Source organism: Methylobacterium sp. J-048, from assembly GCF_022829515.1.
GTDB lineage: Bacteria > Pseudomonadota > Alphaproteobacteria > Rhizobiales > Beijerinckiaceae > Methylobacterium.
Genome location: NZ_JAKSYL010000306.1, coordinates 16544 through 41621, shown reverse-complemented (window position 1 = coordinate 41621; position 25078 = coordinate 16544). Strand labels below are relative to the sequence as shown.

General features: G+C 65.6%; 20 protein-coding genes and 1 pseudogene. 16 read left to right on the top strand and 5 right to left on the bottom strand.

Features of this window, described 5'->3' with window-relative positions:
• The first annotated feature begins 661 nt into the window (after nt 1–661).
• The 6 genes from MKL09_RS31660 (at nt 662) to MKL09_RS31635 (ending at nt 6020) form a co-directional block, all read left to right on the top strand.
• Entirely contained in the window at nt 662–856 is a 195-nt protein-coding gene (locus tag MKL09_RS31660) for a DUF6364 family protein (RefSeq protein ID WP_244025907.1), read from the top strand.
• Nucleotides 846–2537: a circadian clock protein KaiC gene (kaiC, locus tag MKL09_RS31655; protein WP_244025906.1), complete on the top strand. Its 1692-nt coding sequence runs from the start codon at nt 846–848 to the stop codon at nt 2535–2537. Before MKL09_RS31660 ends, kaiC begins: the two co-directional genes overlap by 11 nt.
• On the top strand, nt 2534–2887 hold the full coding sequence (locus MKL09_RS31650) for a circadian clock KaiB family protein (RefSeq protein ID WP_244025905.1): 354 nt from the start codon (nt 2534–2536) through the stop codon (nt 2885–2887). Before kaiC ends, MKL09_RS31650 begins: the two co-directional genes overlap by 4 nt.
• Nucleotides 2884–3216 carry a circadian clock KaiB family protein gene (locus MKL09_RS31645; RefSeq protein ID WP_244025904.1) on the top strand — a complete coding sequence of 111 codons (333 nt, stop codon included), beginning with the start codon at nt 2884–2886 and terminating at the stop codon, nt 3214–3216. Before MKL09_RS31650 ends, MKL09_RS31645 begins: the two co-directional genes overlap by 4 nt.
• The gene (locus MKL09_RS31640) at nt 3197–4957 is read left to right on the top strand and encodes an ATP-binding protein (protein WP_409567030.1); all 1761 of its coding nucleotides are present in this window, start codon (nt 3197–3199) and stop codon (nt 4955–4957) included. Before MKL09_RS31645 ends, MKL09_RS31640 begins: the two co-directional genes overlap by 20 nt.
• A gap of 376 nt (nt 4958–5333) precedes the next feature.
• Complete coding sequence (locus MKL09_RS31635; RefSeq protein WP_244025902.1) at nt 5334–6020, top strand: zinc metallopeptidase; 687 nt, start codon at nt 5334–5336, stop codon at nt 6018–6020.
• A 147-nt stretch (nt 6021–6167) separates the two neighbouring features.
• Here MKL09_RS31635 and MKL09_RS31630 read toward each other — a convergent pair whose 3' ends face one another.
• Nucleotides 6168–6788: a tyrosine-type recombinase/integrase gene (locus MKL09_RS31630; protein WP_244025901.1), complete on the bottom strand. Its 621-nt coding sequence runs from the start codon at nt 6786–6788 to the stop codon at nt 6168–6170.
• A 271-nt stretch (nt 6789–7059) separates the two neighbouring features.
• Between MKL09_RS31630 and MKL09_RS31625 the strand changes: the two genes are divergently transcribed.
• Nucleotides 7060–8028: an alpha/beta fold hydrolase gene (locus MKL09_RS31625; RefSeq protein WP_244025900.1), complete on the top strand. Its 969-nt coding sequence runs from the start codon at nt 7060–7062 to the stop codon at nt 8026–8028.
• 140 nt (nt 8029–8168) lie between these two features.
• Here the strand turns inward: MKL09_RS31625 and MKL09_RS31620 are convergent.
• Both MKL09_RS31620 and MKL09_RS31615 read right to left on the bottom strand, forming a co-directional pair.
• Nucleotides 8169–8699: pseudogene (locus tag MKL09_RS31620) on the bottom strand (tyrosine-type recombinase/integrase); the annotation flags it as partial.
• The gene (locus tag MKL09_RS31615) at nt 8587–11691 is read right to left on the bottom strand and encodes an SIR2 family protein (RefSeq protein ID WP_244025908.1); all 3105 of its coding nucleotides are present in this window, start codon (nt 11689–11691) and stop codon (nt 8587–8589) included. The gene MKL09_RS31615 and the pseudogene MKL09_RS31620, both read right to left, overlap by 113 nt.
• Nucleotides 11692–12195: 504 nt before the next feature.
• On the opposite strand from MKL09_RS31615, the gene MKL09_RS31610 reads away from it, so the two are divergent.
• The 4 genes from MKL09_RS31610 (at nt 12196) to MKL09_RS31595 (ending at nt 15415) form a co-directional block, all read left to right on the top strand.
• A complete protein-coding gene (locus tag MKL09_RS31610; RefSeq protein WP_244025899.1) occupies nt 12196–12468 on the top strand; it encodes a hypothetical protein in 273 nt (90 codons plus the stop codon).
• Between the two features lie 123 nt (nt 12469–12591).
• On the top strand, nt 12592–13191 hold the full coding sequence (locus MKL09_RS31605; protein WP_244025898.1) for a DUF3489 domain-containing protein: 600 nt from the start codon (nt 12592–12594) through the stop codon (nt 13189–13191).
• Nucleotides 13191–13793: a DUF2924 domain-containing protein gene (locus MKL09_RS31600; RefSeq protein WP_244025897.1), complete on the top strand. Its 603-nt coding sequence runs from the start codon at nt 13191–13193 to the stop codon at nt 13791–13793. Before MKL09_RS31605 ends, MKL09_RS31600 begins: the two co-directional genes overlap by 1 nt.
• Nucleotides 13790–15415: a recombinase family protein gene (locus MKL09_RS31595; RefSeq protein ID WP_244025896.1), complete on the top strand. Its 1626-nt coding sequence runs from the start codon at nt 13790–13792 to the stop codon at nt 15413–15415. Before MKL09_RS31600 ends, MKL09_RS31595 begins: the two co-directional genes overlap by 4 nt.
• A gap of 521 nt (nt 15416–15936) precedes the next feature.
• Here the strand turns inward: MKL09_RS31595 and MKL09_RS31590 are convergent.
• Nucleotides 15937–16734 carry a hypothetical protein gene (locus tag MKL09_RS31590; protein ID WP_244025895.1) on the bottom strand — a complete coding sequence of 266 codons (798 nt, stop codon included), beginning with the start codon at nt 16732–16734 and terminating at the stop codon, nt 15937–15939.
• Nucleotides 16735–17814: 1080 nt separating this feature from the next.
• Nucleotides 17815–18297, bottom strand: a complete 483-nt coding sequence (locus MKL09_RS31585) for a hypothetical protein (RefSeq protein ID WP_244025894.1) — start codon at nt 18295–18297, stop codon at nt 17815–17817.
• 232 nt (nt 18298–18529) lie between these two features.
• Here MKL09_RS31585 and MKL09_RS31580 point away from each other — a divergent pair, with 232 nt between their 5' ends.
• From MKL09_RS31580 to MKL09_RS31560, 5 genes are all read left to right on the top strand, one after another.
• Nucleotides 18530–18799, top strand: a complete 270-nt coding sequence (locus tag MKL09_RS31580) for a hypothetical protein (protein WP_244025893.1) — start codon at nt 18530–18532, stop codon at nt 18797–18799.
• A 699-nt stretch (nt 18800–19498) separates the two neighbouring features.
• Nucleotides 19499–21367 carry an AAA family ATPase gene (locus MKL09_RS31575; RefSeq protein WP_244025892.1) on the top strand — a complete coding sequence of 623 codons (1869 nt, stop codon included), beginning with the start codon at nt 19499–19501 and terminating at the stop codon, nt 21365–21367.
• 92 nt (nt 21368–21459) lie between these two features.
• A complete protein-coding gene (locus MKL09_RS31570; RefSeq protein WP_244025891.1) occupies nt 21460–22968 on the top strand; it encodes an MFS transporter in 1509 nt (502 codons plus the stop codon).
• A gap of 21 nt (nt 22969–22989) precedes the next feature.
• A complete protein-coding gene (locus MKL09_RS31565; protein ID WP_244025890.1) occupies nt 22990–23706 on the top strand; it encodes an acid phosphatase in 717 nt (238 codons plus the stop codon).
• Nucleotides 23707–23988: 282 nt separating this feature from the next.
• Complete coding sequence (locus MKL09_RS31560; protein WP_244025889.1) at nt 23989–24711, top strand: sulfite exporter TauE/SafE family protein; 723 nt, start codon at nt 23989–23991, stop codon at nt 24709–24711.
• Nucleotides 24712–25078: the final 367 nt, after the last annotated feature.

Here is a 25078-nt window from a genome sequence, read left to right as displayed (position 1 = left end):
ATCACTGTTCACGGATCGTTGATCAAGCCGAAAACGTGTTGTATTTCACACACTTACAACGGTTCAAATCTGAAGAAATTCTAAGCTGGAGCTTTCCGATCACCCTCTGGTCATGCGCGAGACCAAGCTGCCCCAAAATGGTGCCCGGCCCTGGGCAATTCTTATAATACTAATTGCATTACCCCGAACAACGGAGCCAGGGGCGGAGCTGAAGATCCGCTTCCAAGCGTTGAGTTAATTTCCGCTTCCCACCCTTCACAGAGCCTCGAAACGTCCGCTTCGTGGCAGCGTAATAGGTGGCGATCTAAGATCGGGTTTGGTGGTTTTGCGACGGCCCGCTTTCGGACGACGGATGCGGCGAAGCGGACATAACCCTTGGGGCCGGCTACGACCCTTCCGGACGTCAGGCCAGATCCATCCATAGGTCTGATTTCTGGCAACAGCAGATGTTCTATGGTGGCGCATCCCCGAGGGCGCATCGCCATCAGCCAATCCTCGTCGATGATCAGAGGGGCGCATTCGCTCTCAGCAGGACCGTCGCGGCAACGCCAAGACAGCGAACACCTGTGACGAGATGCCAATGTCACGAGCTTGACAGTATCGTGTATTGCTATCAGCAAGACAGCCCCGTAGCCCGCTCGGGCACCAAGGACATCAGCGCTTGAGGAGACCGCTCGCCATCCGGATCGACGGAGAGGTCCTCGCCGCCGCGAAGCTGTGCGCTCGCCAGGACAACCGTACTCTGACCAACCTGATCGAGACCTTGTTGCGCGAGCGTATCGCGGCTTCTCCATCCGTCAAAGCTGATTGCATCTCAGCACAGGCGCCGACCCAAGGATCGACCCGTGCAGACTGATCCCACGCCGCACGCCACTCTGCCGAAGGCGCCGACCGGCATCGACGGCTTTGACGATGTCACCTACGGCGGCCTCCCAGCTGGGCGTCCATCCCTCGTCTGCGGCGCGGCAGGCTGCGGCAAGACCCTGTTTGCCACCACCTTTTTGGTCAACGGCGCGATCCGGTTCAATGAGCCTGGCGTATTCATGAGCTTCGAGGAGCGTGCTGAGGACCTCGCGGCCAACGTCGCGTCCCTGGGCTACGATCTCGATGGGCTGGTCGCTGCCGGCAAGCTCGCCGTCGATCACGTCCGCGTCGAGCGCAGCGAGATCGAGGAGAGCGGCGAGTACGACCTCGAAGGCCTGTTCATCCGCCTGGGCTTCGCGGTGGACAGCGTCGGCGCCAAGCGCGTGGTGCTCGACACGATCGAGACCTTGTTCGCCGGCCTAAGCGACGCTGCGGTGCTGCGGTCTGAGCTGCGTCGGCTGTTCGGCTGGATCAAGGATCGCGGCCTAACCGCGATCATCACCGGCGAGCGCGGCGAGGGCCAGCTCACGCGCCAGGGTTTGGAGGAGTACGTCTCGGACTGTGTGGTGCTGCTCGACAATCGGGTCGAGGACCAGATCACCACCCGCCGCCTGCGTATCGTCAAGTACCGTGGCTCCGCTCATGGCACCAACGAGTACCCGTTCCTGATCGACCAGCAGGGTATCAGCGTCCTGCCGGTGACCGCGGCCGACCTGAGCTACGACATCTCCGATCAGGTGATCTCGACCGGCATCGACAGCCTCGACGCGATGTTCGGCCCCGGGGGCGTGTTCCGCGGCTCCAGCATACTGCTCTCCGGCTCGGCCGGCACCGGCAAGACCACGCTCGGCGCCCACCTCGTCGACGCAGCCTGCGGGCGCGGCGAACGCTGCCTCTCGTTCGTGTTCGAGGAAAGCGGCGAACAGATCTGCCGCAACGCCCACTCAGTCGGGCTCGATCTTCAACGCCACGTCGCGACCGGCCTGTTGCGGTTCGAGGCGGCGCGCCCGAGCCTGTACGGGCTGGAGATGCATCTCGCCCGGATGCACCGGGACATCGAGCACTTCCAGCCACAGCTCGTGGTCATCGATCCGATCTCGGCTCTGCGCGGCCCGGAGGTCGAACTGCAAGCGACGCTGCTGCGCATGGTTGACATGCTTAAGAGCAGGGGCATCACCGCGGTGTTCACCAGCCTGCGCACCGACGGCGCCTTCGGTCAAGCTGGCGATCTCGGCCTGTCCTCGCTGATGGACGTGTGGATCAAGCTCCAGGAGGTCGAGGCCAACGGCGAGCGCTCGCGCACGCTCTACGTGATCAAAGCCCGGGGCATGAGCCACTCGAACCAGGTGCGCGAGTTCCAGATGTCGGCCGTCGGGCTCAAGCTCGTCGACGCCTACATCGGACCAGCCGGCGTGCTCACCGGCACCGCGCGGGTCGTACAGGAAGCCCTGGAAGAAGCCGAAGCGCTACGGCGCCGGCACGAGAATGAACGCCGCAAGCGCGAGGTGCTACGGCGGCGGCAGTCGATCGAGCGCCAGATCGCCGAGTTGCGTGCTAGCCTGGAGACGGCCGAGGATGAGGAGGCGCTGCTCGTCGACGAGGACGCCCGGCGCGAGACGCAGCTGACGGCCGAGCGCGTCGAGATTGGGCGCCGGCGGAGCGCCGCAGAATGACCGAACTGACCTCACCCGCCGGCGATCCAGTCTCCGAGGCGGACCTCGATCCCGGACAGTATCACCTGCGCCTGTACGTCGCTGGACAGACACAGAAGTCGATGGCCGCACTGGCCAACCTCAAGCGGGTCTGTGAGCAGCACCTCGCCGGTCGGTACGAGATCGAGGTGATCGATCTCCTCAAGAACCCGCAGCTCGCCGCCGGTGATCAGATCCTGGCGATCCCGACGCTGGTGCGCCGGTTGCCGGCACCGCTGAAGCGCATCATCGGCGATCTGTCCAACACTGAGAAAGTGTTGGTCGGTCTCGACATCCGCCCGCGTGGCCCCACCACGACTACCGCACCTTGAGCCATGACGGGGCAGACGCGCCGAGCCCGGCCGAGTACCAGCTGCGTCTGTTCATCGCCGGCACGAGCCCACGGTCGCAGCGCACGATAGAGAACCTGCGCCGGATCTGCCGCAACCATCTCGCCGGTCGCTTCAGGCTGGCGATCATCGACATCTACCAGCAGCCGGAACTAGCTGAGGCCGATCAGGTCGTAGCCGCGCCGACCCTGCTGAAACTGACACCTCTCCCGGTACGCCGGATTATCGGCGATCTCTCGGACGAGGGGCGCGTTCTGCGTGGTCTCGGCATCTTCCCACCTCCCGGAGATGATGATGAGCCCGGCCTCTGAGGTCCCGCTCGATCCGCGCGACGCCCGCATCCGCGAGCTTGAGGCGCAACTCGAAGAGAAGGACGACACGCTCGCAGCGATCCGGCGCGGCGACTTCGACGCGATCGTCGTTGAGGGACCGAACCAGGAGCGGCTGGTCTACACGCTGGAGAATGCCGATCGACCCTACCGCGTGCTGATCGAGCAGATCCAAGAGGGCGCGTTCACCCTGAGTACGGATGGGGCGCTGCTGTACTGCAACCCGGGGGTCGCGGCGATGCTCGGCGTGCTGCCGGATCAGCTGATCGGGCAGCCGCTGCACGGCTTCGTCGACCCACGTGAGCATCCGACTTTGACGCAGCTGCTCGTTGAGGCTGACGACATCGGCAGTGCGCGGGGCGAACTCTGCCTGCGAACGACCGCCGGGGCGTACCTGCCGACCTATGTCTCATTCAGCCGACTGCGCCGCGGCGATGGCGTCGCCCTGCTGTGCGGTGTGTTCACCGACCTGAGCGAGCAGCGGCAGCATCTGCACGAACTGGCCGAGGCGAACGCGCAGTTGAAGGCGCAGGGCGAGCAACGCGAGCGGGTCGAGGAGGCACTGCGGCAGGCGCAGAAGATGGAGGCGATCGGCCAGCTCACAGGCGGCATCGCCCATGACTTCAACAACCTCTTGACGATCATCCGCTCGTCGACCGATCTACTGCGCCGGCCCGACCTCGCGGAAGAGCGCCGCCGCCGCTACGTCGACGCCATAACCGACACGGTCGATCGCGCCGCCAAGCTCACCGGGCAGCTCCTAGCCTTTGCCCGGCGGCAGTCGCTCAAACCGGAGGTGTTCGACGTCAACGAGCGTGTGCGGCACGTGACCGACATGCTCGGCACGATCGTCGGTGCCCGCGTGCGCATCGAGCGCGACCTTCACCCAGAGCCTTGCTGCATCGAAGCGGACGTGAGCCAGTTCGAGACCGCTCTAGTCAACCTCGCGGTCAACGCCCGCGACGCGATGGACGGCGAGGGCACGCTGTCGTTGCGCATTCAGTGTGGAACTGGGATGCCGGCGATCCGATCACATCGGGCCGATACGGGTACGTACGTCGCGGTGTCGGTGAGCGACACCGGCTGCGGTATCGCCCCGGAGCTGGTGGAGCGGATCTTCGAGCCGTTTTTCACCACCAAGGAGGTGGGTAAGGGTACTGGCCTCGGCCTGTCCCAGGTGTTCGGCTTCGCCAAGCAATCCGGCGGCAACGTCGGGGTCGAGAGCGCGACCGGACGGGGCACTACCTTCACGATTTACCTGCCGCACGCGCAGAACACGATCAGCGTGGTCGAACCGGAGGCGCTGCCGGCGCGCGGCGTCCAACGCGATAATGGGCGCGGACAGCGCATCTTGGTGGTCGAGGACAACGCCGAGGTCGGTGCGTTCTCGACGCAGCTGCTGCAGGACCTCGGCTACGTCACGACCTGGGCGGCGCGCGCCGACGAAGCGCTGTTGATTTTGTCCGAGCGGCGGGGCGAGTTCGAGGTGGTGTTTTCAGACGTGGTCATGCCAGGCATGAACGGCGTCGAGATGGCACGCCAGATCCGCCGACTGTACCCGGGCCTACCGGTGGTGTTGACCAGCGGCTACAGCCACGTCCTAGCAGAGGACGGCCGGCACGGCTTCGAGCTGTTGCACAAGCCCTATGCGGTCGAGGAGCTCTCGCGCGTGCTGCGCAAGGTGATGACCCGACGGTCGCGCATCTCGACATCCCCGGCGTGAGCCATCGTTCGACCTTGTCCAACTCCCGCTGAGCTTGCACCAAGTACTCGACCTCGCCGTCTCGGAGACGGCGTACAGACAATGAGCCCTTCGGCGTTCGGCTACGAAGCGCTTGAGGACGTCAAAGGGCTCGTTCGCTGGGATCGGCTTTCCACCCTGAGCCGAAGATGCCGAATGGCCGCTTATGGGAGGCGCGCTTGGCGATCCAGTCGGCTGGATTGGGTCGGAGACGGAACGTCCGCTTCCGGGCGAAAGGTCAGGGCCCGCTCCCCACCCAGTCCGGTCTTTGACGCTTGTGGCGCGATTGTCGGACGGTGAACAGCTCGGGTAAGACGCCGCGCTTCCACGTCTACGGCCGCGTGCCTACATATCCTTCGTGCCCATTCTCCTAGCGCTTGGCGCCGCCCTCCTGTTCGGTCTGGTGTTCGGCCCTCAGTGGTGGGTGCGCCGGGCGATGCAGCAATACGCCACCGAGCGGCCGGACTTGCCCGGGACCGGCGGCGAGCTCGCCCGCCATCTGCTCGACCTGGCACGGCTGGAGCACGTCATCGTCGAAATCGCGCCTGCCGACCACTACGATCCGGTCGCGAACGTCGTGCGGCTGTCGCCGGGGAATCATGACGGCCGCTCGATCACGGCGGTCGCGGTCGCGGCGCACGAGGTCGCCCATGCGCTCCAGCACGCGGCGGGAGACCGGCTCCTCGCGGCACGGGTGAGGTTCGCCCCGATCGTGCAGGTCTTCGAGTTCGCCGCGGCCTTAATGATGATGACCGCGCCCGTGGTGCTCGCCTTCGTCCATTCGCCTGCCCTTCTCGCCCTGCAGGTAGGTATCGGCATCGCGCTCCTTGGCGTTCGCCTCCTGTTCCACTTCCTGACGCTGCCCGTCGAACTCGATGCGAGCTTCCGCCGGGCCCTACCCATACTGGAGACGGGTCGCTTCCTCGACGTGGGCGACATGCCCGGCGCCCACACCGTACTGCGCGCTGCCGCCCTCACATACGTGGCCTCGTCACTCGTTGCGCTCGTGAACATCGCCCGCTTTCGGCGGCTCTTCCCGTTCTAAAACCTCTGAGGCGAGCGGCGGATTTCCCTGCCGCGCTTACTCGGAAGCGCACCATCTTTTTAGTCAGACCAAATTCGCTGTTTGGCGCCCTTATAGGACGGCGGGGGACTTGGTGCGGCGGCCTGCAGTAGGCCGCCGCGATGTTCGTTAGATGTCAGTCTGCTCGGACATGACTAGCGCATCGTCTGCCTCGATGCCGAGGTAGCGCACTGTACTCTCCAGCTTGGTGTGGCCGAGCAGCAGCTGACAGGCACGCAGGTTGCCCGTCCGCCGGTAGATTAGCGCAACCTTCGTCCTACGCAGGCTGTGCGTGCCGTACCCAGCCGGATCGAGGCCGATCAGCGCTACCCAATCGTCGACGAGCCGACCATACTGGCGCGTCGTCAGGTGTTCGCCCGGGCGGCTGCGACTCGGGAACAGCCAATCACTCGCACGAAGCCCCCGCAGCTTGAGCCAAGCAGTCAGCGTCTCACGGGTGGTTTCGGTCAGCTCGAACGGGACGGGTCGGCCAGTTTTCTGCTGGACGATGGTGGTGCGCAGGCGGACACCGTCGCCGAGGTGGACGTCCGCCACGCGCAAGCGGACGAGGTCGCAGCCGCGCAGCTTGCTGTCGATGGCAGTGTTGAACAGGGCGAGGTCGCGAGTGCGGCCCTCGTGCTGTAAGCGGGTGCGGATCGCCCAGATGTGCTTTGGCTTGAACGGCGGTTTGGGACCGATCAGGCGGCCAAGGTTCCACGGTCGGCGGGTGGTGTTGCTGGTTGAAGGCATGATGGAACTCCGTTTAAGGAGCCATCAGCATCTCACTGCGATCCGCCTACGCTGCAGCTGCGCGCCATGAGCGGACATCAGCTGAACGCCCGGTAGCGGACATTCAGTTTCAGGTGACCGTCCGTCCGGTGTCGACCCTTTGCGGAAGGTCGGAAGGTCTGCTTCGGGGCACTCGACGACAGAGAGCCCTGCGATTGGATCGAGTGGGAAGTGGTCGTTGCGGCCTTTCCAACGGGAAGGTCCTATCTCTCCCCCGCAGAGGAGATGAGTTATGCCGACACAGACAGTCCTGGCCGCTGCAACGGCCCTGGCGCTTGGACAAGGAACGCCGCAGCCGCTTCCCTCCACCCAGGCTACGACGACTTACCATCGGGTAGAGGTAAATGGTGTTGGCATCTTCTACCGCGAGGCGGGGCCGCGCGATGCGCCCACGATCTTGCTGCTGCACGGCTATCCGTCGTCATCCCGGCAGTGGGACCCGCTGCTGCCGCTGCTTGCCGATCGCTACCACCTGATCGCGCCGGACTACCCTGGCTTCGGTCAGAGCGATGCGCCGACGCCCGCGCAATACACCTATACCTTCGACAACCTCGCCGCGACGATGGAGGGCTTGACCGCGCAACTCGGCCTCGCGCGGTACACGCTGTTCATGCAGGATTACGGCGGCCCGGTCGGCTTCCGCATGGCGCTCGCCCATCCCGACCGTGTGAGCGCGCTGATCGTCCAGAACGCCAACGCCTACGTGGAGGGGCTCGGAGCGAAGTGGCAGGGCATCGCCCAGTACTGGGCCGACCCCGCAGCCCATCCCGAGCAGGTCGACGCCTTCATGTCCCTCGAAGGGGCCAAGCAGCGCCATCTTGGCACCAGCCCGAACCCGGAGCGGTACAACCCGGACACCTGGGCGGACGAGTACGCTATCCTATCCCGGCCCGGTGAGCGGGACATACAGGCGGCCCTCCTCTACGACTACCGCACGAACGTGGCGTCGTACCCGGCTTGGCAGGCGTGGATGCGCGCTCATCCGCTGCCGACCCTCGTGCTGTGGGGCCGTTACGATCCCTCCTTCATTGTGCCAGGAGCCGAAGCCTATCTGCGCGATACACCGAAGGCAGAGTTGTACATCCTCGATGCTGGCCATTTCGCGCTAGACGAGGCGACGGACAGGATTGCTTGGCTGACACGAGACTTTCTTGGCCGCAGCATTGGAACCTCGACAGCCCCATCATCCGTACCTCGATAGTGCCGAGGCCACTCCCCCGAACGTCGGAGAAGGGTTGAAGACAGAACGTCCGCTTCGCGGCGAACGGTCAACGTCCGATTGCCACCCTTTTCGGACGAACGAGGTAGGTGCGACGGCCGCAGGGGCCGCCGCGGTGAGTGTCAGATGTCGGTCTGCTCAGACATCTCCAGCGCATCGTCTGCCTCGATGCCGAGGTAGCGTACCGTGCTCTCGAGCTTGGTATGACCGAGCAGCAGCTGGCAGGCTCGTAGGTTGCCGGTCCGCCGGTAGATCAGCGCGACTTTCGTCCTCCGCAGACTGTGCGTGCCGTACCCTGCTGGGTCGAGGCCAATCAGCGCCACCCACTCGTCGACGAGCCGGCCATACTGGCGCGTCGTGAGGTGCTCGCCCGGGCGGCTTCGGCTGGGGAACAGCCAATCGCCGGCCCGCAGCCCTCGTAGCTTCAGCCAGGCCGCAAGCGTCTCGCGGGTGGTCTCGGTCAGCTCAAAGGGTACGGGTCGGCCGGTTTTCTGCTGGATGATAGTGGTGCGCAGGCGGACGCCATCGCCAAGGTAGACGTCAGCCACGCGCAGGCGGACGAGATCGCAGCCACGCAGTTTGCTGTCGATGGCGGTGTTGAACAGCGCGAGGTCGCGAGTGCGGCCTTCGTGCTGCAGGCGGGTACGGATCGCGGATGGCGCGTTCCAACAAAGCTTTCTTGACCAGTCCGTAGAGCGGACGCGGCGGCAAACGAGCGGCCCAGAGCAGACCCTCCCAGAGGGCGTCGCCATCCGGGCCGTCGTCGTCCACGAGCCGAAGCATCCACCCCTCGGTCCAATTCCGATCGATGGTGAAGAGCCAGGTGACTTGATATCCGAGCATGACCAGCGCGTGCCGGCGCAAGTCACCGGGTAGCGTCAGGAGGTCATCGAGTAGAGTTGTCCAATGGGACGGGAAGCCCGCGCCAGCTTTCAGCTCTTTCGTCGCGGGATCCTTCATCGCTAAGCCGAACAGCTTGCCGACTGGGGCATTCAGCGCCTCCATCGCCCAGGACCGATGCAGCCTGCGCCGACCATCCCCGTCTTCCGGGCGGAGGGCGGCCATCATGGCCCGCCACAGACCGGGTAGAGCATCCGCCACATCTTCGAAGAAGCGCTCCCCTACCGCCTCCATCCATACGGAAACCGGATAGGCGATCTTGTGGAGCCCTGATGGCGGCAGGGTACACAAACGTGCCGCGATCGAGCGGACCAGGCGGGGCGGGTCCGAGGGCCGGTTCTCAGTCCCCAGGAAGGCGGACCAGGCCCATCTGGGTGCCTCGCCGGAGCGGGCGGCATGGGCAAGGGCGGCGAGAGCTCGGACGGGCTTCGAAGCGGCAAGGCCTCTGAACGGATCGCGCTCGGTCCGCTCCGCGAAGTTTGTTTCCCGAAGCTCCGCCGATCGGCACAGAATGTCGCCGATGGGAACCCCGTCGAGAGGATCCGGCCGTGTGTCGCTTTCAATGGAGAACACCTGCGGCGCATTCGAGTCGGCCGCCCTGTCTCCCGCCTGCGTCGTCCACTGTGGCGCGGCGAGCCGTTGCGCGTCCATCGCCGCGCCCACGTCGAAGTTGAACGTCACCCCCTGGGTGGACAGCCAATGCAGCCGATTCATCCGGTCGTACGCCGCCAGCTCGACTTCCCTGCCTGGCACGGCGGTGTCCCACGGGTAGGAGCCCCGTAGGAGACGCTCCTCCATGACGCTTCGGTCGTCGTCCGAAAGGTCCCGCCAGCGGTCGCGCAGGGCATAGAGGAGGTCGCGCTCGTGAGTGGAACCCCAGAACACTCGATCCGGCAGCGATCTAAAGACGGCACCCGCCGCCCCTCCGTCCAGCAGGCCCGCGCCCGCTGCCCAGATGCGGAGCCGCGCGAAGACGTATTCGTCGCGGGTCGGCCAGGAACGAAACTGCTCCCTCGCCGCCTTAGGATCGACGGCCGCCAGACGGGCCATCAGTCTCTGAAAGCGCACGACAGGGCCCGTGATGTCGTAGCTGTCGTCCGAGGGATCGGGGCCGCCATCCGGCCCGCGGCTGGTCTGCATATGCAGGCGATCCGTCCCGGAGATCTCCTCCTCGAGAGCTATGGATAGATCGAGATTGTCCCGAAAGCACGAGACCGCGTACGCAAGCCATGTGTCGGGAACATCGATGCCCTCGTGCGGGTGCGGATAGTCGACGTCGACGTGGATGACGTTTTCGGTCCGATCCTCAGAATCCCAGGCCATTGGGTGCGGGAGGCCGTAGGCCGCCTGCGCCGTAAGCCGCGGACGATAGAGGGCGGCAAGCTCCCGTACCAGCGAGGCGTTCCACCCTTCCTGTTTCGCCCGGCGTTCGATGTCGTACTTCAGCATCATCGGATCGGGCCTTCGATCGGCCCAAGCAGCGATCAGCATGCGCCAACCGCGCAGGATGGGCGGGGGAAAGCGCCCTCCGTCGTGCAGCAGGGCGTTCTCGATACCTTCCAGCACCGCCGGATGCAGCCCCGGCTGTTGCGCTGCCCACCACAGGGCAACGGGCTGGTGCGCCACTTGTCGGAGCCACACCCCGATCCCCTGTAGCCGGGGCGGCAGGTCGGCACCGAACCCGCCCGTTCGCCCTGAGAGCAAAAGGACCGAGCTTCGCGCACCTCGCTCGCGGTCGAGGGTGTTCGATCGGAGGAGGTCGATGGCGTCCGCAGGCACCGGCCGTTCGCGCCGGAAGCTTTCCGGGTCCGGTGGCGCCGGCGGCGGATCGTCATCGAGGCCGAGCGCATCGAAAGGGTCGAAGGGTGGCTCGCCGTCGTCGGCCGGGATGCTTCCGCTCGGGCGCGCGTAGCGCTGCGAAGGATCGGCGACGAGAAGCCATTCCGCGTTCAGTGGCTTTGCCGCCGAGACGACGCGACGTACGCCTTCGGCGGTCGAAAGAATGTGAGCGACCTGCCCACGCTCATGAGGCAGTAGCCCTTTGGGGCCGGAAGCCGCCCTGGCGAACGTCGCTTCGTGCCATCCCCGTCCATCGCGGGCGCGTGCTGCCCAGGCCCCCAGCGTTTCCCAAAGGCCTCCGAAGTCGTCAAATGGGATCGCCTGGACGCCTCGGTGCTCCCAGAGCGCCACGGCGGAACGCTCGTCGCCATGCTGAAGCGCGTAGAGCCGGTTGCGGGTGCCGGCCCTCAGATTGAGCCCTTCCAGGAGGTACTGCACCGGCGGGTCATCGGCGGTGTAGCCGACGAATAGGATCTGAAACCGCGACAGCAGCGCTTGGATGAACCGCGTCGCCCAACCCAGCGAGAGATAGGCTTGCCCGAAATCGGCGCTGGAGACGACGAACTCGTCGTCCTGAGCCGTCCGGTAGCCCTCGTCCACGCGGCCATGCAGGTGGACGACGCCCCGGAAATCGTGGTCGCTACGCGGATCCGGCAAGTTCGGTGGCCCGGAGCTGGGCAGGGTCGGATCGCACGACTCGAACAGGAGGTCGAAATTCGTCGTCACGAGACGGGTTGTGCCGCGGGCGGTCGCAAGGTCAAGCAGTGCGCGATGGGCGCCAAGGCCGGCATCGGGGCGTGGGCGGATAGCTTCTGACACGGCCGCACGTACGTCGGAAACTTCGAACTCGCGCTCGAGAAGGCCGAATACCCGGTCGGTCGCCACGAGGCCTCCCACGCCCGGCATGGGAGCCAGGGCGAGCGCCTGTTCGAGCAGGAGGCGAGCTCTGCTGTCCTTCGCGGCGCCGAGAAGGCGGATCATTTCGCGTCCGAGCCCGGCGAAGCTCGGCAACCCCGCCTCTTGCTGGCTTACCCCGGCGCCGCAGAAGAGGATGACATCGCCAGCATCCCGCGCGACGAGTAGCTCGTCGGGGATGGAAGGGCCGTTTGCCGTAAATCGCATGGGTTCGAGACATAACGCAGCGGCGATGCTCTTGCAGCTTGCTCGAAGCAAACACGTCGCTTTCGGCCAGACCCGGGCATTCGAGGCTAACCGAGTCGCCAGCAAGCAGACCTTCCGGATGGCAGAAAAGGGTCAGTGATTCGCGTTGGTGGAGGCCTTCCCGGACTACGACGCGAATGTCGGCGGGATCCGGTACTTTCGACTGGACTGTCGCTGCCAACAGAGCGTGTGTGTTGACCGGCCCGACGCAGCCGCGGGCCGAGGCAGCTACTCGCACGGGGTGACGGTATGAGCGAGACGACCACGGGCCGGACGGATACGAGTGAGGCCGGCCTGAGCGTGACCGCAACCCTGGCCGCCATCAGCGCCCGCCTGACCGACGCCGCCGCCCTCGCCAAGGCCGCCCTGGTCTGCGCCCGCGCCGGCTCCGAGCGCGAGGCCGTGCGCATCGTCCTCGACCTCGACGTCCCCCTCAGCGAGGCCCAGACCCTGCACGGCGCCATCTGCCTCATCGGCCGCATCAACCGAAAGGCCGCCGAGACTTTCGCCTCCCGCGACTGACCGTCCGTTCGCACGCGGCCGCTACACGCGGTCATCCTCACTTCACCCCGCCGGCCCGTCGCAGGGCCGATCGCGGGGTCGGGCCGGTGGCGGGGCTCGCCCGCCGCTACGGAGACGATCATCATGACCGCTACGAATGCCACCGCCCCGACGACTGTCCCGCTGAACCGGACCGAGGCTGGCCAGCTGCAGGCCGCCGCAGCGGACGAGGGCCGACTGACGCCCCCCGCCGCGATGAGGGCCGCCACCCACGCACGGCTGCTCGGCCGCTTCCTGCGCGATGGCCTGGTGATCGCACCCGCCGAGGCGGGTGGCCCGCACCGCCTCACCCCCGCCGGATACCGGGCCATCGGCCTCGCCCCACCCAAGCCGCCGCGCGGCGCCAAGGTGGTTGCGGGTGCTCCTGCCGCCACACCGGCCGATCCCGCCGGTACTGCGATCTCGAGCAAGAAAGCGCAGGTTGTGGCGCTGCTGAGGCGCGAGCAGGGGGCGACGCTCGCCGAGCTCATCGCGGCCACCGGCTGGCTGCCTCACACCACCCGCGCCGCCCTCTCGCGCATCCGCACCGGCGGCCAGTCGCTGCTCAAGGCCGCCCGCTCAGACGCTGCCATCGCCTACCGCATCCCCGCGCCGGTGGCCCCGGTCGCCGCCCCGCCCCAGGTACGCAAACCCGGGCACACGCCCACGGCTGAGGCCACCGTCGCGGCTGCGGCGGCAGCCTGATGGGCGCGGAGCGCACGCCGGCCGCGGCGCAGAAGGGGAGGGCAGGAGGCGGGACGAGGGCGGCCCACACCGCCGACCGGCTCGCCGCCGCGCTCGACGAGCTGGCCGGCCTCGACGCCGCCGGCCTCGCCCGGCGCTGGCGGCGGGACTTCGGTTCCGCCGCCCCGCCCGGCCTCTCCCCCGCCCTTTGCGCTCGCATCCTCGCCCACCGCCTCCAGGTCCGCGCGTTGGGCGACCTCGACCGCGACACCGCGCAGGTTCTCGGCCGCTTCGCGGCCGGGCAGGGGACGGGGGCCGGACGGATCAGGTCCAGGTACGGTGCCGCGGCCACCCCGACCGTCATCGCGGTCCCGATGCCGGACCGGCGTGGGCAGACCCCTGGCGTGCAGCTGTCGCGCGAGTGGAGCGGGCGCATGCACACCGTCACCGTGCTCGACGCCGGCTACGCTTGGGACGGGGCGACCTACCCCAGCCTGTCCCGCGTCGCCCACGCCATTACGGGTACCAAGTGGAACGGCCCCCGCTTCTTCGGCCTGCGCGAACGGGCCGAGGCGGCGACGGGGGCTGGGCGGGAGAGAGGTGAGCGGAGGGCCCCAGCGTGAGCGCCAAACCACGCCGTTCGGCGAATGCCGCACAGCATCCCCCCTCGGGCGCCCGCCCGACGCTGCGCTGCGCGATCTACACGCGTGTCTCGACCGAGCACGGCCTGGAGCAGGAGTTCAACTCGCTCGACAACCAGCGTGAGGCCGCCGAAGCCTACGTGAGGAGCCAGGCTCACGAAGGCTGGCGGCTCCTGCCCGAACGCTATGACGACGGTGGATACTCCGGCGGCACCCTCGAGCGTCCCGCTCTCCAGCGCCTGCTCGCCGCGGTGCGCGAGCGCCGGGTCGATGTCATCGTCGTGTACAAGGTCGACCGCCTCACCCGCGCGCTGGCCGACTTCGCCAAGCTCGTCGAGCTGTTCGACGCGCACGGCACCTCGTTCGTGTCGGTGACCCAGGCGTTCAACACCACGACCAGCATGGGGCGCCTCACCCTCAACGTCCTCCTCTCGTTCGCCCAGTTCGAGCGCGAGGTCACCGGCGAGCGCATCCGCGACAAGATCGCCGCGTCCAAGCGCAAGGGCATCTGGATGGGTGGCGTCGTGCCGCTGGGCTACCGCGTCGAGGCCCGAGCGCTGCACGTGGTCGAAGAGCAGGCCGAGGTCGTGCGCGCGATCTTCACCCGCTACCGCGCGCTCGGCACGGTCAGCGCGCTGCAAGCCGAGTTGGAGGCCAGCGGCGTCCGCGTGCCCATGCGCCGCGATGGCAAGGGCAAGTCGCTCGGGGGCGGGGCGTTCACCCGCGGGCATCTGTACAAGATCCTCGCCAATCCGATCTACGTCGGCCAGCTCAGCCACCAGGGCTGCGTGCACGAGGGTCAGCATGCGGGCCTCGTCGACCCGGTGATGTTCGACGCGGTGCAGGCGCAGCTGGCGGCCAATCACCACGCCCACACCGCCCGGCGGCGGGAAGGCGCGCATCTGCTCACCGGGCGCATCCGGGACGAGCGCGGCCAGCCGATGACTCCGAGCCACACGGCCAAGGGCGCGCGGCGCTACCGGTACTACGTTAGCCGGGCGGCGGTCCGGGAGCGGCCTACCTGCGCCGTCCGGCGCATCGCCGCCCACGCGCTCGAGGCCAGCGTAGTTCAGGCGCTGCGCGCGACGCTTCTCGCAACTGCCACGTCCGCCTCGCCACCTTCTCCGGTGCCCGAGGTTCTCAGCGACGCCGAAGTGATCGCGACCCACCTCGCGGGGGTGACGGTCCATTCTGATTCGCTGATGATCGAGCTGGTCGATGGGCGCGAGCGTGATCCGATCCGGATCCCCTGGTCACCCGCGGGGTATCGTCGGCGCCGGGAGATCGTCGTGCCCCCGGGGGTGGAGCGTGATGGCTTGCGGCCGATGAAGGTCGAGGACCGCGCGCGCATCCTCGCGGCCATCGCCCGCAGCCGCGCCTGGGTCGACGACCTCGTCGCGGCGCGGGCACCGGGCACCGCGGCCATCGCACTGCGCGAGGGCTGCAGCGAGCGCGCGGTGCGGATGATGTTGCCGCTCGCCCATCTCGCTCCGCGCATCGTGCGGGCCATCGTCGATGGGCGCCTGCCGCGCGGCATCGGTGTCCGGCACCTGGCCGGGCTGCCGGTATCCTGGGCGGAGCAGGAGCGCGCCCTCGGTTTGTGAGCGCATCGCCGCGCCGCCGCATCGACGCGCGCCGGGTCCATCACCGGGCGATCCGATCCCCTGCCGTCGGAGCCGAACTTCAGCGCTACCATCCTTGCGTCGTCGGCGACCGCTCGCGTTCGCATCGCCGTGCGCCCGCAGCGAACGACCTATGCATCGGTCATCGAATCAAGTGCGCGGAAACGGGTTTGGCAGCAGCGGAGACGGCGGCCTCGTTCAGGCGCCTATCCGTGGTCTGACGGGGTGGAGACTGTTAAATCGTCGTGGAAACGCGGCTAAGCCGCGAACACCGCGGCGTTTTTCGTCTCGACCACCAGACACGCAGTTTCCAAAAACTGCCTGGTGGAGCTGAGGGGATACGAACCCAGTCAGTTTCCAACCAATAAAATCAATGACTTAGATGGGATCCGGATCAGTGCGGTGTACCGCTGCGGTGTACCACGGCTGGCTGTGAAACCGGGTGCAAGCGGGGCGCCGATCGCTTGGGTTTGAGGCGGTGCGTGCGCGCATCATGCCCCCGGTCAGCGCAGGTTGCGGAAGACGTGAGCCCAGTCCTGTGGGAGCGTCGTCACAGCCGAGTAGCGCCGGAGCGTTTGCAGCCAAAGATCGTAGGCCACCTTGTCGCCGCGGATCCGGCGCATCGCCTGATCGTGCGGCTGCGTCAGCACGTCGATCCGGCGATGGATCTCATCGCCTAGGGCCGCTGTGGGCGGTTCGTCCCACTCGGGATCGTCAAAGCCAGGGTACTTCTCGCGCAGGATCCGGCTGGCATCCGCAAGGATGTTGCCTGCGACCCATGCGAGGAACACATCGCGGGTGAAGGCGTGTGTCGGGTAGAGCCGCAGGTACGGATGCCGCTTCGCCATCGTCACAAACCCCCGAAAGCCCTGCTCCCAGGCGTGCGGCCGGCTGCCCGGCCACGAGTAGGATGCCTCGGCTTCAGTCGGCGCCTCGACGTGCGCGGCCCGTTCTGGAGCTATAGGCGGCGCGTCGATCTTGAAGATCGCTTCCTCATGCGTGGCATCGCGATACAGGCGCTGGCGGATAGTCTTCGGCTTCTGGCCGGTCAGTGCAGCCCACTCGGTCAGGGGGAGCGTCTTGCCCCGCGCCGTTAGGAACAGCGTGGTCGATCGGTTGTTCGCCTGCGCCTGCTTGTCACGCCATGCCACTTTGCCTGGCCCATATTCCGGATCGAGCGGATCGAGGCGATCAAGGGTCAGGTCCGGTGAACGGCGCGGCCCGACGATCAGGAGGAACGACCGGAAGTCCTCGAACAGCGGATGGATCACAGCGCCGCTCGTCTTACGCCGGCTCTTCATCAGCCTGTGTGACGTCTCCTCACCCTTGAACCGATGCCGTAGACCCATCGCGGATAGGGACTGGACCTGCCGTTCGAACTCGGCACGCGCAGCGTCCCGACGGTTTTTAGTGCTAGGCTTCACCCCCTGCGGAACAGGTTCTTGGAAAGACCACGCCGAAGGGTGAAAACCGTTGTCGCCCTGAGCGTTGCTTGGTTTTTCCTCAGTGGTCGAAGGGTGAAAATCGGGCGACGGTGTGGTCTTACGCTGAAAACGCCTCGGACGCGCCGGGGCCTTCCGTTTCGGGCCCTTCCACACGTCGGGCCGGAGCAGAACGACGTTGTCGGGCAACTCGGGGACCTTTCGGGCGCTCATGACTATTCCCAGTCCTTACCGTCACGCTTTGCACCGGGGTTCAGAGGTGCGAGCACGGGGCTGTCCTCTCTCGTCCTGGCCGGAGCCGCCGAGAAGGGAAAGGGGCCGAAGCTACTTTGAACGCGCCAACAGGCGGGCTCTGGGAGGGCGGGCCAAGCTGGCTCCGCTCCCCGTCGATGATCGGTGCCGGATCCTGGCCGTTGATCAGAGCCGCGCACACCATGCGGCTGCGCGGGTGTCTCGGGAGTTCGGCGGAAGGTGTGGAGGTGCTGGAGCGACGGCGCTGCACAGGCGTGTGGAACGCCCGTTCCTCACTCCATCCGTGCTCAAGGCGCATTTGGAACGTGCCGAGCGGTATTCTGGCAAGGCGCGCTGCATCGGCCAGACAGAGGCGCTTGCCGTTCACCTCGACAAACCGGTTGGTCCGCTTATTCCGATCTTGCTCTGCCTTCGTTGCCCAGTGGCAATTCCAGGCGGCGTAGGGACCATCGTTGCCTCGCCTATCGAGGCTGTGCTTCGGTGACGTGCGCAGGCCCATGTCGGCGATGAAGTTTTCGAACTTGCTCCAGCGGCTACAGACCGTGATGCCCCTGCCGCCGTAGGAGGGGTACTTGGGGTCCTTCGGGTTCGTGCATCGGCGGATGAGATGGGCCCACGCCGTGTATTCCGGTGACCAACGCGCTCCCGAGGTGTGCCCGTGGGTAGGCGGACGACCAGGGCGGCGGGTCATGACCGTGCCTCCCGGCTGGCGGAGGTACGGGCCGGGATCTGGATGGCCTCTGCGAGTGGCACGCCCCGGTCCAGGCGCTTGATCAGGGTGTCTCGATGCACCCCATGGGCTGCCGCCACGTCCACAACAGCCACACGGCGGCCGTCGATCTCGACATACCGAGTGGTGTTTCGGCCTCGCCTGCGGGCGCCTGCCTTCAAGCCCCATGCGCAGTTGCCGGGACCGTAGTCGAGCTGCGGATCCCTGCGCTGGAGTTCGTGTCTTGGGGAGGGCTTGGGGCCGAGATCGTCCAGGAACGCCTGGAACGAAGACATCCACCTCGCGCACACGCCGAGGGTGAGGGTTCCGGGCTCGCTGTCGGACCGGGCCTGCTTCCTCGCCCGGTAGCGCAGGTCGTTCCAGGCCCGGAACTCGGGACTTACTTGGCCGCTTCGGGCATGTCCGTGGACGAGGCACGGCGGATTTTCACGCGCAGACATGGGTTGTGACGCCTCATTGCTCTGCGAACTGCCGGCCGAAGCCTGATGCCCCCTATGATGCAAGCACTGTATCGACTACTTCTCAATGATGCAAGTCGTTCCTGTAGAAATCGACAGGTTCAACCTGCTTAATCAAGATTATTCGCAGCGGTCAGAGCAAATCGAGCTGAACCGGGCGCACTGACACTGCGCCGGCCTGCAACGGACGCCGGAACTGCGCTGGAAGTAGAGGGTGCTCGGCCGCAAAACCCTGGCCCTCGCACCCGTACTCTTCGACTATCAGGCCGAGATGGTGCGCGAACGCCACGGAAATCCAGCTACGATGGCACCACCGCCCGTCGCCCGGCCGGCAAAAGCAACAGAGAACCGCGGTGCGCCCACCGGCTATCTGGTCGATCCGGTCTACGATCTCGCCCATATCAACGCAGGCGAGCTGCGTGACGTACTTGATGCGGTACTCTTCGGGGTCGTCGGTCGTGTAAAGCCAGGATCCAGGCTGTAATTCGGCCAATCGAAGCTGGGGCTTCATCCATCGGGGCGAGCTCCGCGACACGGAAATTCTGATGTGGTCTGCCGGAAGGTGGCGAGACCAGTGCGAGGTCAAAATGGTCATGGCGCGACGCTCGATTGTTGAGCGTGAGTGTAATACTGTTCCGATCCTGCGCTAAGTCCACAGATCCAAAAAACGATTGCACCCCGGTGCAAAACAGCCCTTGGAGACCGCAATGTTCCAGAAATCGATCAGGCGGCAGACGAGATCGGCGCTGCTCTTGAGGTCAACGAGCAGGAGGCCGAGCTGTTGCGTGAGACGGCCGCAAACTATGAGGGCCTTCCCGGAGGATACGGGATCTCGGCTGCGCTTCTCGGGATCGTCCGTGAGGTGGGGCTGCACGCCCAGGCAATGCGGGACCAGCTCCAGGCGCTACGTGCTGCGTGCAGCCAACAGGCTGAGGGTAGCCCTTCTCGGCACTAGCTCTAGCGTCGACAGACGGTCCGGAGCGTGTGTAAGGGCTGGGTTTCCGCCGGCCTGCTTCAGAGATGGTCCCACCGTTTAACTGACACTGAGACCTCCAGCGTCATGCTGAACTGCGTGATACGGCGTCCCAGTGAAGCCGAACGCTGAAACTCGCTCCGTACGCACGCTGGAACGCACAGCTCGAACGTAATACCTTCGCCTCCAGCGTGTTGGCATGAGGGTGGGATGAAACTCGTAAAATATCAGGTTACAAACTTTCGATCTGTAGAAGACAGCGGATGGATAGACGTCTCGGACGTTACGGCCCTCATCGGCGAAAACGAGGCAGGAAAAACTAATCTGCTACTCCCGCTATGGAAGCTGAACCCGTCAGGCAATGGCAAGATCAGTCATCTCGATGACATGCCGCGCGCCCGCTACGCGGAAATGCGCACGGACCCAGGGCGGTACGACTTTATTCGTTGTATCTTTCGGTTGAATGATAGCGAGCGTGACATCTGCGAGCGGTGGGGCGCCGATCGCACACATACCGAAACCATCGTGGTCTTCCGAGACTTCGCTGGCAGATACGGGATCTCGTTCGAAAATTACAATTTCGCGGTGCCGAAGGCGTTCGAAAAGGTACGCATAGCGAAAATTTCCGAAGCGGGAGAGGCTAACGACGCCGACAGGGGCCCCTCCCTTCACCAGATGCTTCGGCGGCATCTACCTAAATTCGTGTACTATTCGAACTATGGGAACCTCGACGCGCAGATCTACCTGCCGCATGTCGTCGACAACCTTGGGCGTGATGATCTGGGCGCCAAGGAAGCAGCGAAGACGCGCACTCTGAAGGTGCTTTTCGATCTGGTCAGCCTGAGCCCGAAGGAAATCTTGGAGCTTGCCAAGGCGACCGTCGTTACCGAGCGGATCAACCAATATGGTCACCGTACGACCGACGATGAAAAATCCGACGAGCAGATCGTCTTGGACGACGAGCAGTTGCGGACCCGCGCGGCACTCCTCCAGTCTGCCTCGGCCAAGCTGACGCGAACCTTCCGGGACTGGTGGAAACAAGGCGACTATCGCTTTCGGTTGCAGGCGGATGGCAACTATTTCCGCATTTGGGTGGCCGACGAGCGGCGGAGCGAGGAAATTGAGCTGGAGAACCGTAGCACCGGTCTACAGTGGTTCCTAAGTTTTTTCCTCGTATTTACCTATGAGAGCGAAGACACACACGAGAATGCCATCGTTCTTCTGGACGAACCCGGCCATTCTTTGCACCCTATGGCTCAGCGAGATCTCACGCGCTTTTTCGACAGTCTGGCTAAAACGCACCAGATAGCTTTTACTACGCATTCGCCATTCATGATCGATGCAGACCGGCTCGATCGGGTCCGGAAAGTCTTTGTCGATGAGCGAGGCGGTACCAAGTCGTCGGCGAACCTCTCCGAAGGTACTCGCGGCAGCGGAGCCACCTACGCTGTCCACTCTGCCCTGAACCTCTCGGTTGCGGAAAGCCTCCTACTTGGATGCACACCGGTCATCGTGGAGGGGCCCTCTGATCAGCACTACCTTTCAGCGATTAAAACGATCCTGATCAGAAAAGGAAAAATCAAACCGCGTGGCGAGCTCGTCTTTCCTCCCTCAGGTGGAGCCAAGACAGCGAAGTTGATCGCGGCGATCCTCATGGGGCGTGATGACACGCTGCCATACGTTCTGCTTGACGGCGATACCGCTGGTTCGCAGGCGGCCAAGAACCTAAAGGATACTCTCTACCAACACTTCCAAAAAATCGTCTTCACGACGGATCAATTCATTACGGGCATGACGGAGACTGAGATCGAGGACCTAATGCCGCCAGAACTCGTCATTCAGGTTGTCGACAAGATGGAACGGCGGCCGAAGGATGAGTTCGAGGATGTTTACAAGACGGGGCTACCCATCGTCCCGCAGATCAAGGCATGGGCCACGGCAAACGGGATAACGCTTGCTGAAGGCTGGAAGGTCACCTTATCGCTCGGCGTCAAGAACCGCCTACTGGCCAATCCCGATCGCTATGCAGGCGAAGCCATCCTAAAAACCTGGGCGGACATGTTCAGAAAGTTCGCTTGATGGACGGGTGGCGGTCATGTCGCCTGGAGGAAGGTGATGGCGCCCGAGGACGCGTCGTAGGACGGCGCAGCCTCGGGCCGTTTTGCACCGGGGTGCACTGGCCGGCAGGATCACTCCGCGGTCTCGGCGTCGATCGTCTCGCCGGTCAGGGCAGCACGCCGCTCGCTAGACCGCGCTGTTTACCGCTTTCGACCCAACTCGGTCTTGCCAGTCGCATCGAACGCTTCTGGAAAGCGGACATGGTCGAGGTGGGCTATCGTTCGGTTCCGTCCTGCCCTGCCCTAGGTTGGCTGGAAAGGGAGGCCGACCAAGTGGGGCAAGACAACAGCGAAAGTGACGGGCGGCCTCCCGCTCCGAAGCGGAAGTCCATTTCCAAACCTCTCGACCTCCTGAACTTCCTGCTGATCGACGTGAATGGGGCGATCAAGCCATACCTCAACGTCTACCTCTACGTGCACCGTGGCTGGGCCGACGCCTCGGTCGGTCTGGTCAGCACGGTGTCGGGTATCGTCGGCATCGTGGCGCAGACGCCCATCGGGACCGCCATCGACGCGGTGCGCGACAAGCGCATGATCTTGCTCGGCGCCCTGGTCGCGCTCTCGCTGGCCACGCTCCTCATCGCGCTCTTCCCGCAGTTCTGGCCCGTCCTCGCGGCGTCCTGCGTGCTGGCCGCCGTTGGGGGCATGCTGAGCCCGACCATCGCGACGCTCACGCTCGGCCTGTTCCCGGCCGATAAAATCGCCCGCCGCTTCGGCCGCAACGCGGCCGTGGAGCGAACCGGGAACGTCGTAATCGCCGTGCTGATCGGGCTCGTCGGCTGGCTGTTCCCGGACCGGGCGGTGTTCCTCCTGGTCCCGGCCTGCGCCATCGTCTCGGCCGCGGCGCTCTATTCCATCCCGCGCGGTGCCATCGACGCGCGCCGGGCCCGAGGCGGCGGCGAGGGTAATGGGCAGAAAGCCCCGGCGGGGTGGCGGACCCTGCTGACCTGCCGGCCGCTCATGATCTTCGCAGCCTGTGTGGGGCTTTTCCATTTCGCCAACGCGCCGCTACTGACCCTCGTCGCGCAGGAGATCGGGCGGGCGCGCCCTGACTGGTCGTCTGTCATCGTCTCCGTCTGCATCGTCGGTGCGCAGGCGGTGATGGTGCCGATGGGGCTCATCGTCGGCCGCCGGGCCGAGCGCTGGGGCCGCAAGCCCTTGCTCGTTATCGGCTTCGCCGCGCTGCCCGTGCGGGCCTTGCTCTACCTAGTCTGGCGCGACCCGTATTGGCTCATCGCGGTTCAGTGCCTCGACGGCGTCGGCGCCGGCCTGCTCAGTGCGATGAAGCCCTTGGTGATGGCCGACATCACCCGCGGGACCGGCCGCTACAACGCCGCCCACGGCCTGATCGGGACCGTGCAGGGCGCGGGCGCTTCGCTGTCGTTCGTCATCGCCGGAACCTTGGTCCAGCAGGCGGGGTTCGATGCCGCCTATCTCGCGTGTGCTGCCGTGGCAGCGGTCGCGCTCGGGGTGCTCATGACGCTGATGCCAGAGACCGCCCCTGAGAGGCCTCGGGGCGGCCCGGGTGCGTGGCTGCGGGCGGTACGGCCCGGCGTGGCTTGAGGAGGGACGGTGAAACATCTGATGTCCGGTGGAGTGCGTAAGCGGTTCATCGCGCCGCTGGCCGTGCTTCTGTCCCTCGCCCTGCCCGCCGCCGGCGGGACGCTGCACAGCACCTACATCGACCCAGCGGCGATGGCGCTTCAGCGCGTGCTACCGCCCCCGCCCGAGGCCGGTTCGGAAGCGGCCAAGGCGGACATGCAGGCCGTGGAAGCCGCCGTCCGTGCCCGCACGCCCGAGGATGAGCGCCGCATCACCGCGAACCTGCCGTGCACCCTCGACCGCTTCAGTGGGGTTCTCGGCCCGGTCTTCAACGCGGAGACGATGCCGGTCACCGCGGCGCTGATCGAGCGCGTGTTCCAGGACGGCGAACTCGCCGTGCTGGCAGCCAAGGCCGCCATCACCCGGCCGCGCCCCTACACGCTGAAGCCGGACCTCGCCACGTTCGGGCATCGCTCCGACAGCACGTCCTACCCGAGCGGGCACGCCACGTTCGGGTATCTCGCGGCCACGGTGCTGTCGCGCCTCGTGCCCGAGAAGCGCCAGGCGCTGTTCGCGTTCGCCGCGTCCTACGGGGAGAACCGCATGATCGCCGGCACCCATTTCCCCTCCGACCTCGAAGCCGGGAAGATCGCTGCGGCCGTCATCGCCGAAGCGTTGTTCCAGGACCCACGCTTCGAACGGGATCTCGCCCGGGCGACCGCGGAAATCGCGGCCCAGGGCAGCACCCCTGGTCGTTAAGGCGAAGGCCGCCTCAGGCAGGATCACGAAGGCGGGATGCGGGTTGCGAGGCGGGCACGTTGGCGATGTCCGCTTCAGTGCATGCGCCCCCGAAAGCGGAACGGCGAAAACCCACCCAGAGGAGCCATTCCGGTCCCGACCCAAGCCGGGCATGCAGGCAGTTACGAGGGCTTCGCAAAAGCGGCCATTCGCCGTCTGCCCGGCTGCTCCAACTGGGTGTGGCCTGCGAGCAATCCCACAATTTGATTTGCACGATCCAGATTTGATCGTGCTGATGTGCATATGGGACTGCTTCTAATTCTCGCTATCGGACTCTTTGCCGGTGTTGTCAGCGGCATCATCGGCACCGGCTCCTCAATCATGCTCGTGCCGGTCTTGGCCTACGTCTATGGGCCAAAGGAAGCTGTGCCGATCATGGCAATCGCCGCCGTCATGGCCAACGTCTCGCGCATTCTGGCGTGGTGGCGCGAGGTCGATTTGCGCGCCTTCGCCGCCTACGCTGTGCCCGGCGTGCCCGCCGCCGCCCTGGGCGCCCGAACAATGCTGGCACTACCGCCACACGTCGTTGATGCGGCAATGGGGATGTTCTTGCTGGCAATGATCCCGGTGCGACGTTGGATGGCTTCCAACCTCGTGCGTCTTCGGCTCATCCACCTCGCCGTCGCAGGAGCAGTCATCGGGTTTCTCACAGGCATCGTCGCTGCCACCGGCCCGGCCGACGTGCCTTTCTTCCTTGGGTATGGCCTGACCAAGGGGGCGTTCATCGGCACGGAGGCCGCTGCATCACTTGCGGTGTACGCGACCAAGGTAGTGACCTTCGGCGGCTCTGGGGTGCTGCCGATCGAAGTGATCATCAGGGCGCTCGTCGTTGGAGCCTCGCTGATGATCGGCGCCTTCATCGCTAAGCCGTTCGTGCTGCGCCTAGCTCCAGAGACGTTCCGATACGTGATGGACGGACTGCTGCTACTGTCCGGCGTAAGCCTGCTATGGGGAGCTTTCGTGTAGCTCAAGCAGTGCGCGTACTGGACCGTTAGCGATTGTAGCCGCCGCGCGGCAGTGGCATCTGCTTCCGTACATTGCTACCGCAAAGCGGACCGGCACATATCCACCCATCCCGGTTGCAGGCGACAGTCAGCCGGGTTGCCCGTGAGCGGACATTCCAGGGTCAGCGAAGGGTCGGGAGCGGACCCAAGGTATAGGTTCCATCAGTCAAATTTGGATTACTAGGAACGTAAGCGGCGATGTGGGCCGCGCCCCCGCGTTCGCTGCTGCTCGCCGGGTAGATCCTACTGCCCTCGTGAGCTCGGGACTCGCGCCGACCTCGAGCATTGGCTCACGGCCGCGCGCAGGGTGATGCCGCTCACGCCTGTGT

Coding starts and splice junctions, on each gene's coding strand:
- MKL09_RS31650 (WP_244025905.1), top strand. CDS start 2,534: ATGACCGAACTGACCTCACCCGCCGGCGATCCAGTCTCCGAGGCGGAC.
- MKL09_RS31640 (WP_409567030.1), top strand. CDS start 3,197: ATGATGAGCCCGGCCTCTGAGGTCCCGCTCGATCCGCGCGACGCCCGC.
- MKL09_RS31630 (WP_244025901.1), bottom strand. CDS start 6,788: ATGCCTTCAACCAGCAACACCACCCGCCGACCGTGGAACCTTGGCCGC.
- MKL09_RS31625 (WP_244025900.1), top strand. CDS start 7,060: ATGCCGACACAGACAGTCCTGGCCGCTGCAACGGCCCTGGCGCTTGGA.
- MKL09_RS31615 (WP_244025908.1), bottom strand. CDS start 11,691: ATGCCGGGCGTGGGAGGCCTCGTGGCGACCGACCGGGTATTCGGCCTT.
- MKL09_RS31610 (WP_244025899.1), top strand. CDS start 12,196: ATGAGCGAGACGACCACGGGCCGGACGGATACGAGTGAGGCCGGCCTG.
- MKL09_RS31605 (WP_244025898.1), top strand. CDS start 12,592: ATGACCGCTACGAATGCCACCGCCCCGACGACTGTCCCGCTGAACCGG.
- MKL09_RS31600 (WP_244025897.1), top strand. CDS start 13,191: ATGGGCGCGGAGCGCACGCCGGCCGCGGCGCAGAAGGGGAGGGCAGGA.
- MKL09_RS31590 (WP_244025895.1), bottom strand. CDS start 16,734: ATGAAGAGCCGGCGTAAGACGAGCGGCGCTGTGATCCATCCGCTGTTC.
- MKL09_RS31585 (WP_244025894.1), bottom strand. CDS start 18,297: ATGTCTGCGCGTGAAAATCCGCCGTGCCTCGTCCACGGACATGCCCGA.
- MKL09_RS31575 (WP_244025892.1), top strand. CDS start 19,499: ATGAAACTCGTAAAATATCAGGTTACAAACTTTCGATCTGTAGAAGAC.
- MKL09_RS31565 (WP_244025890.1), top strand. CDS start 22,990: ATGTCCGGTGGAGTGCGTAAGCGGTTCATCGCGCCGCTGGCCGTGCTT.
- MKL09_RS31560 (WP_244025889.1), top strand. CDS start 23,989: ATGGGACTGCTTCTAATTCTCGCTATCGGACTCTTTGCCGGTGTTGTC.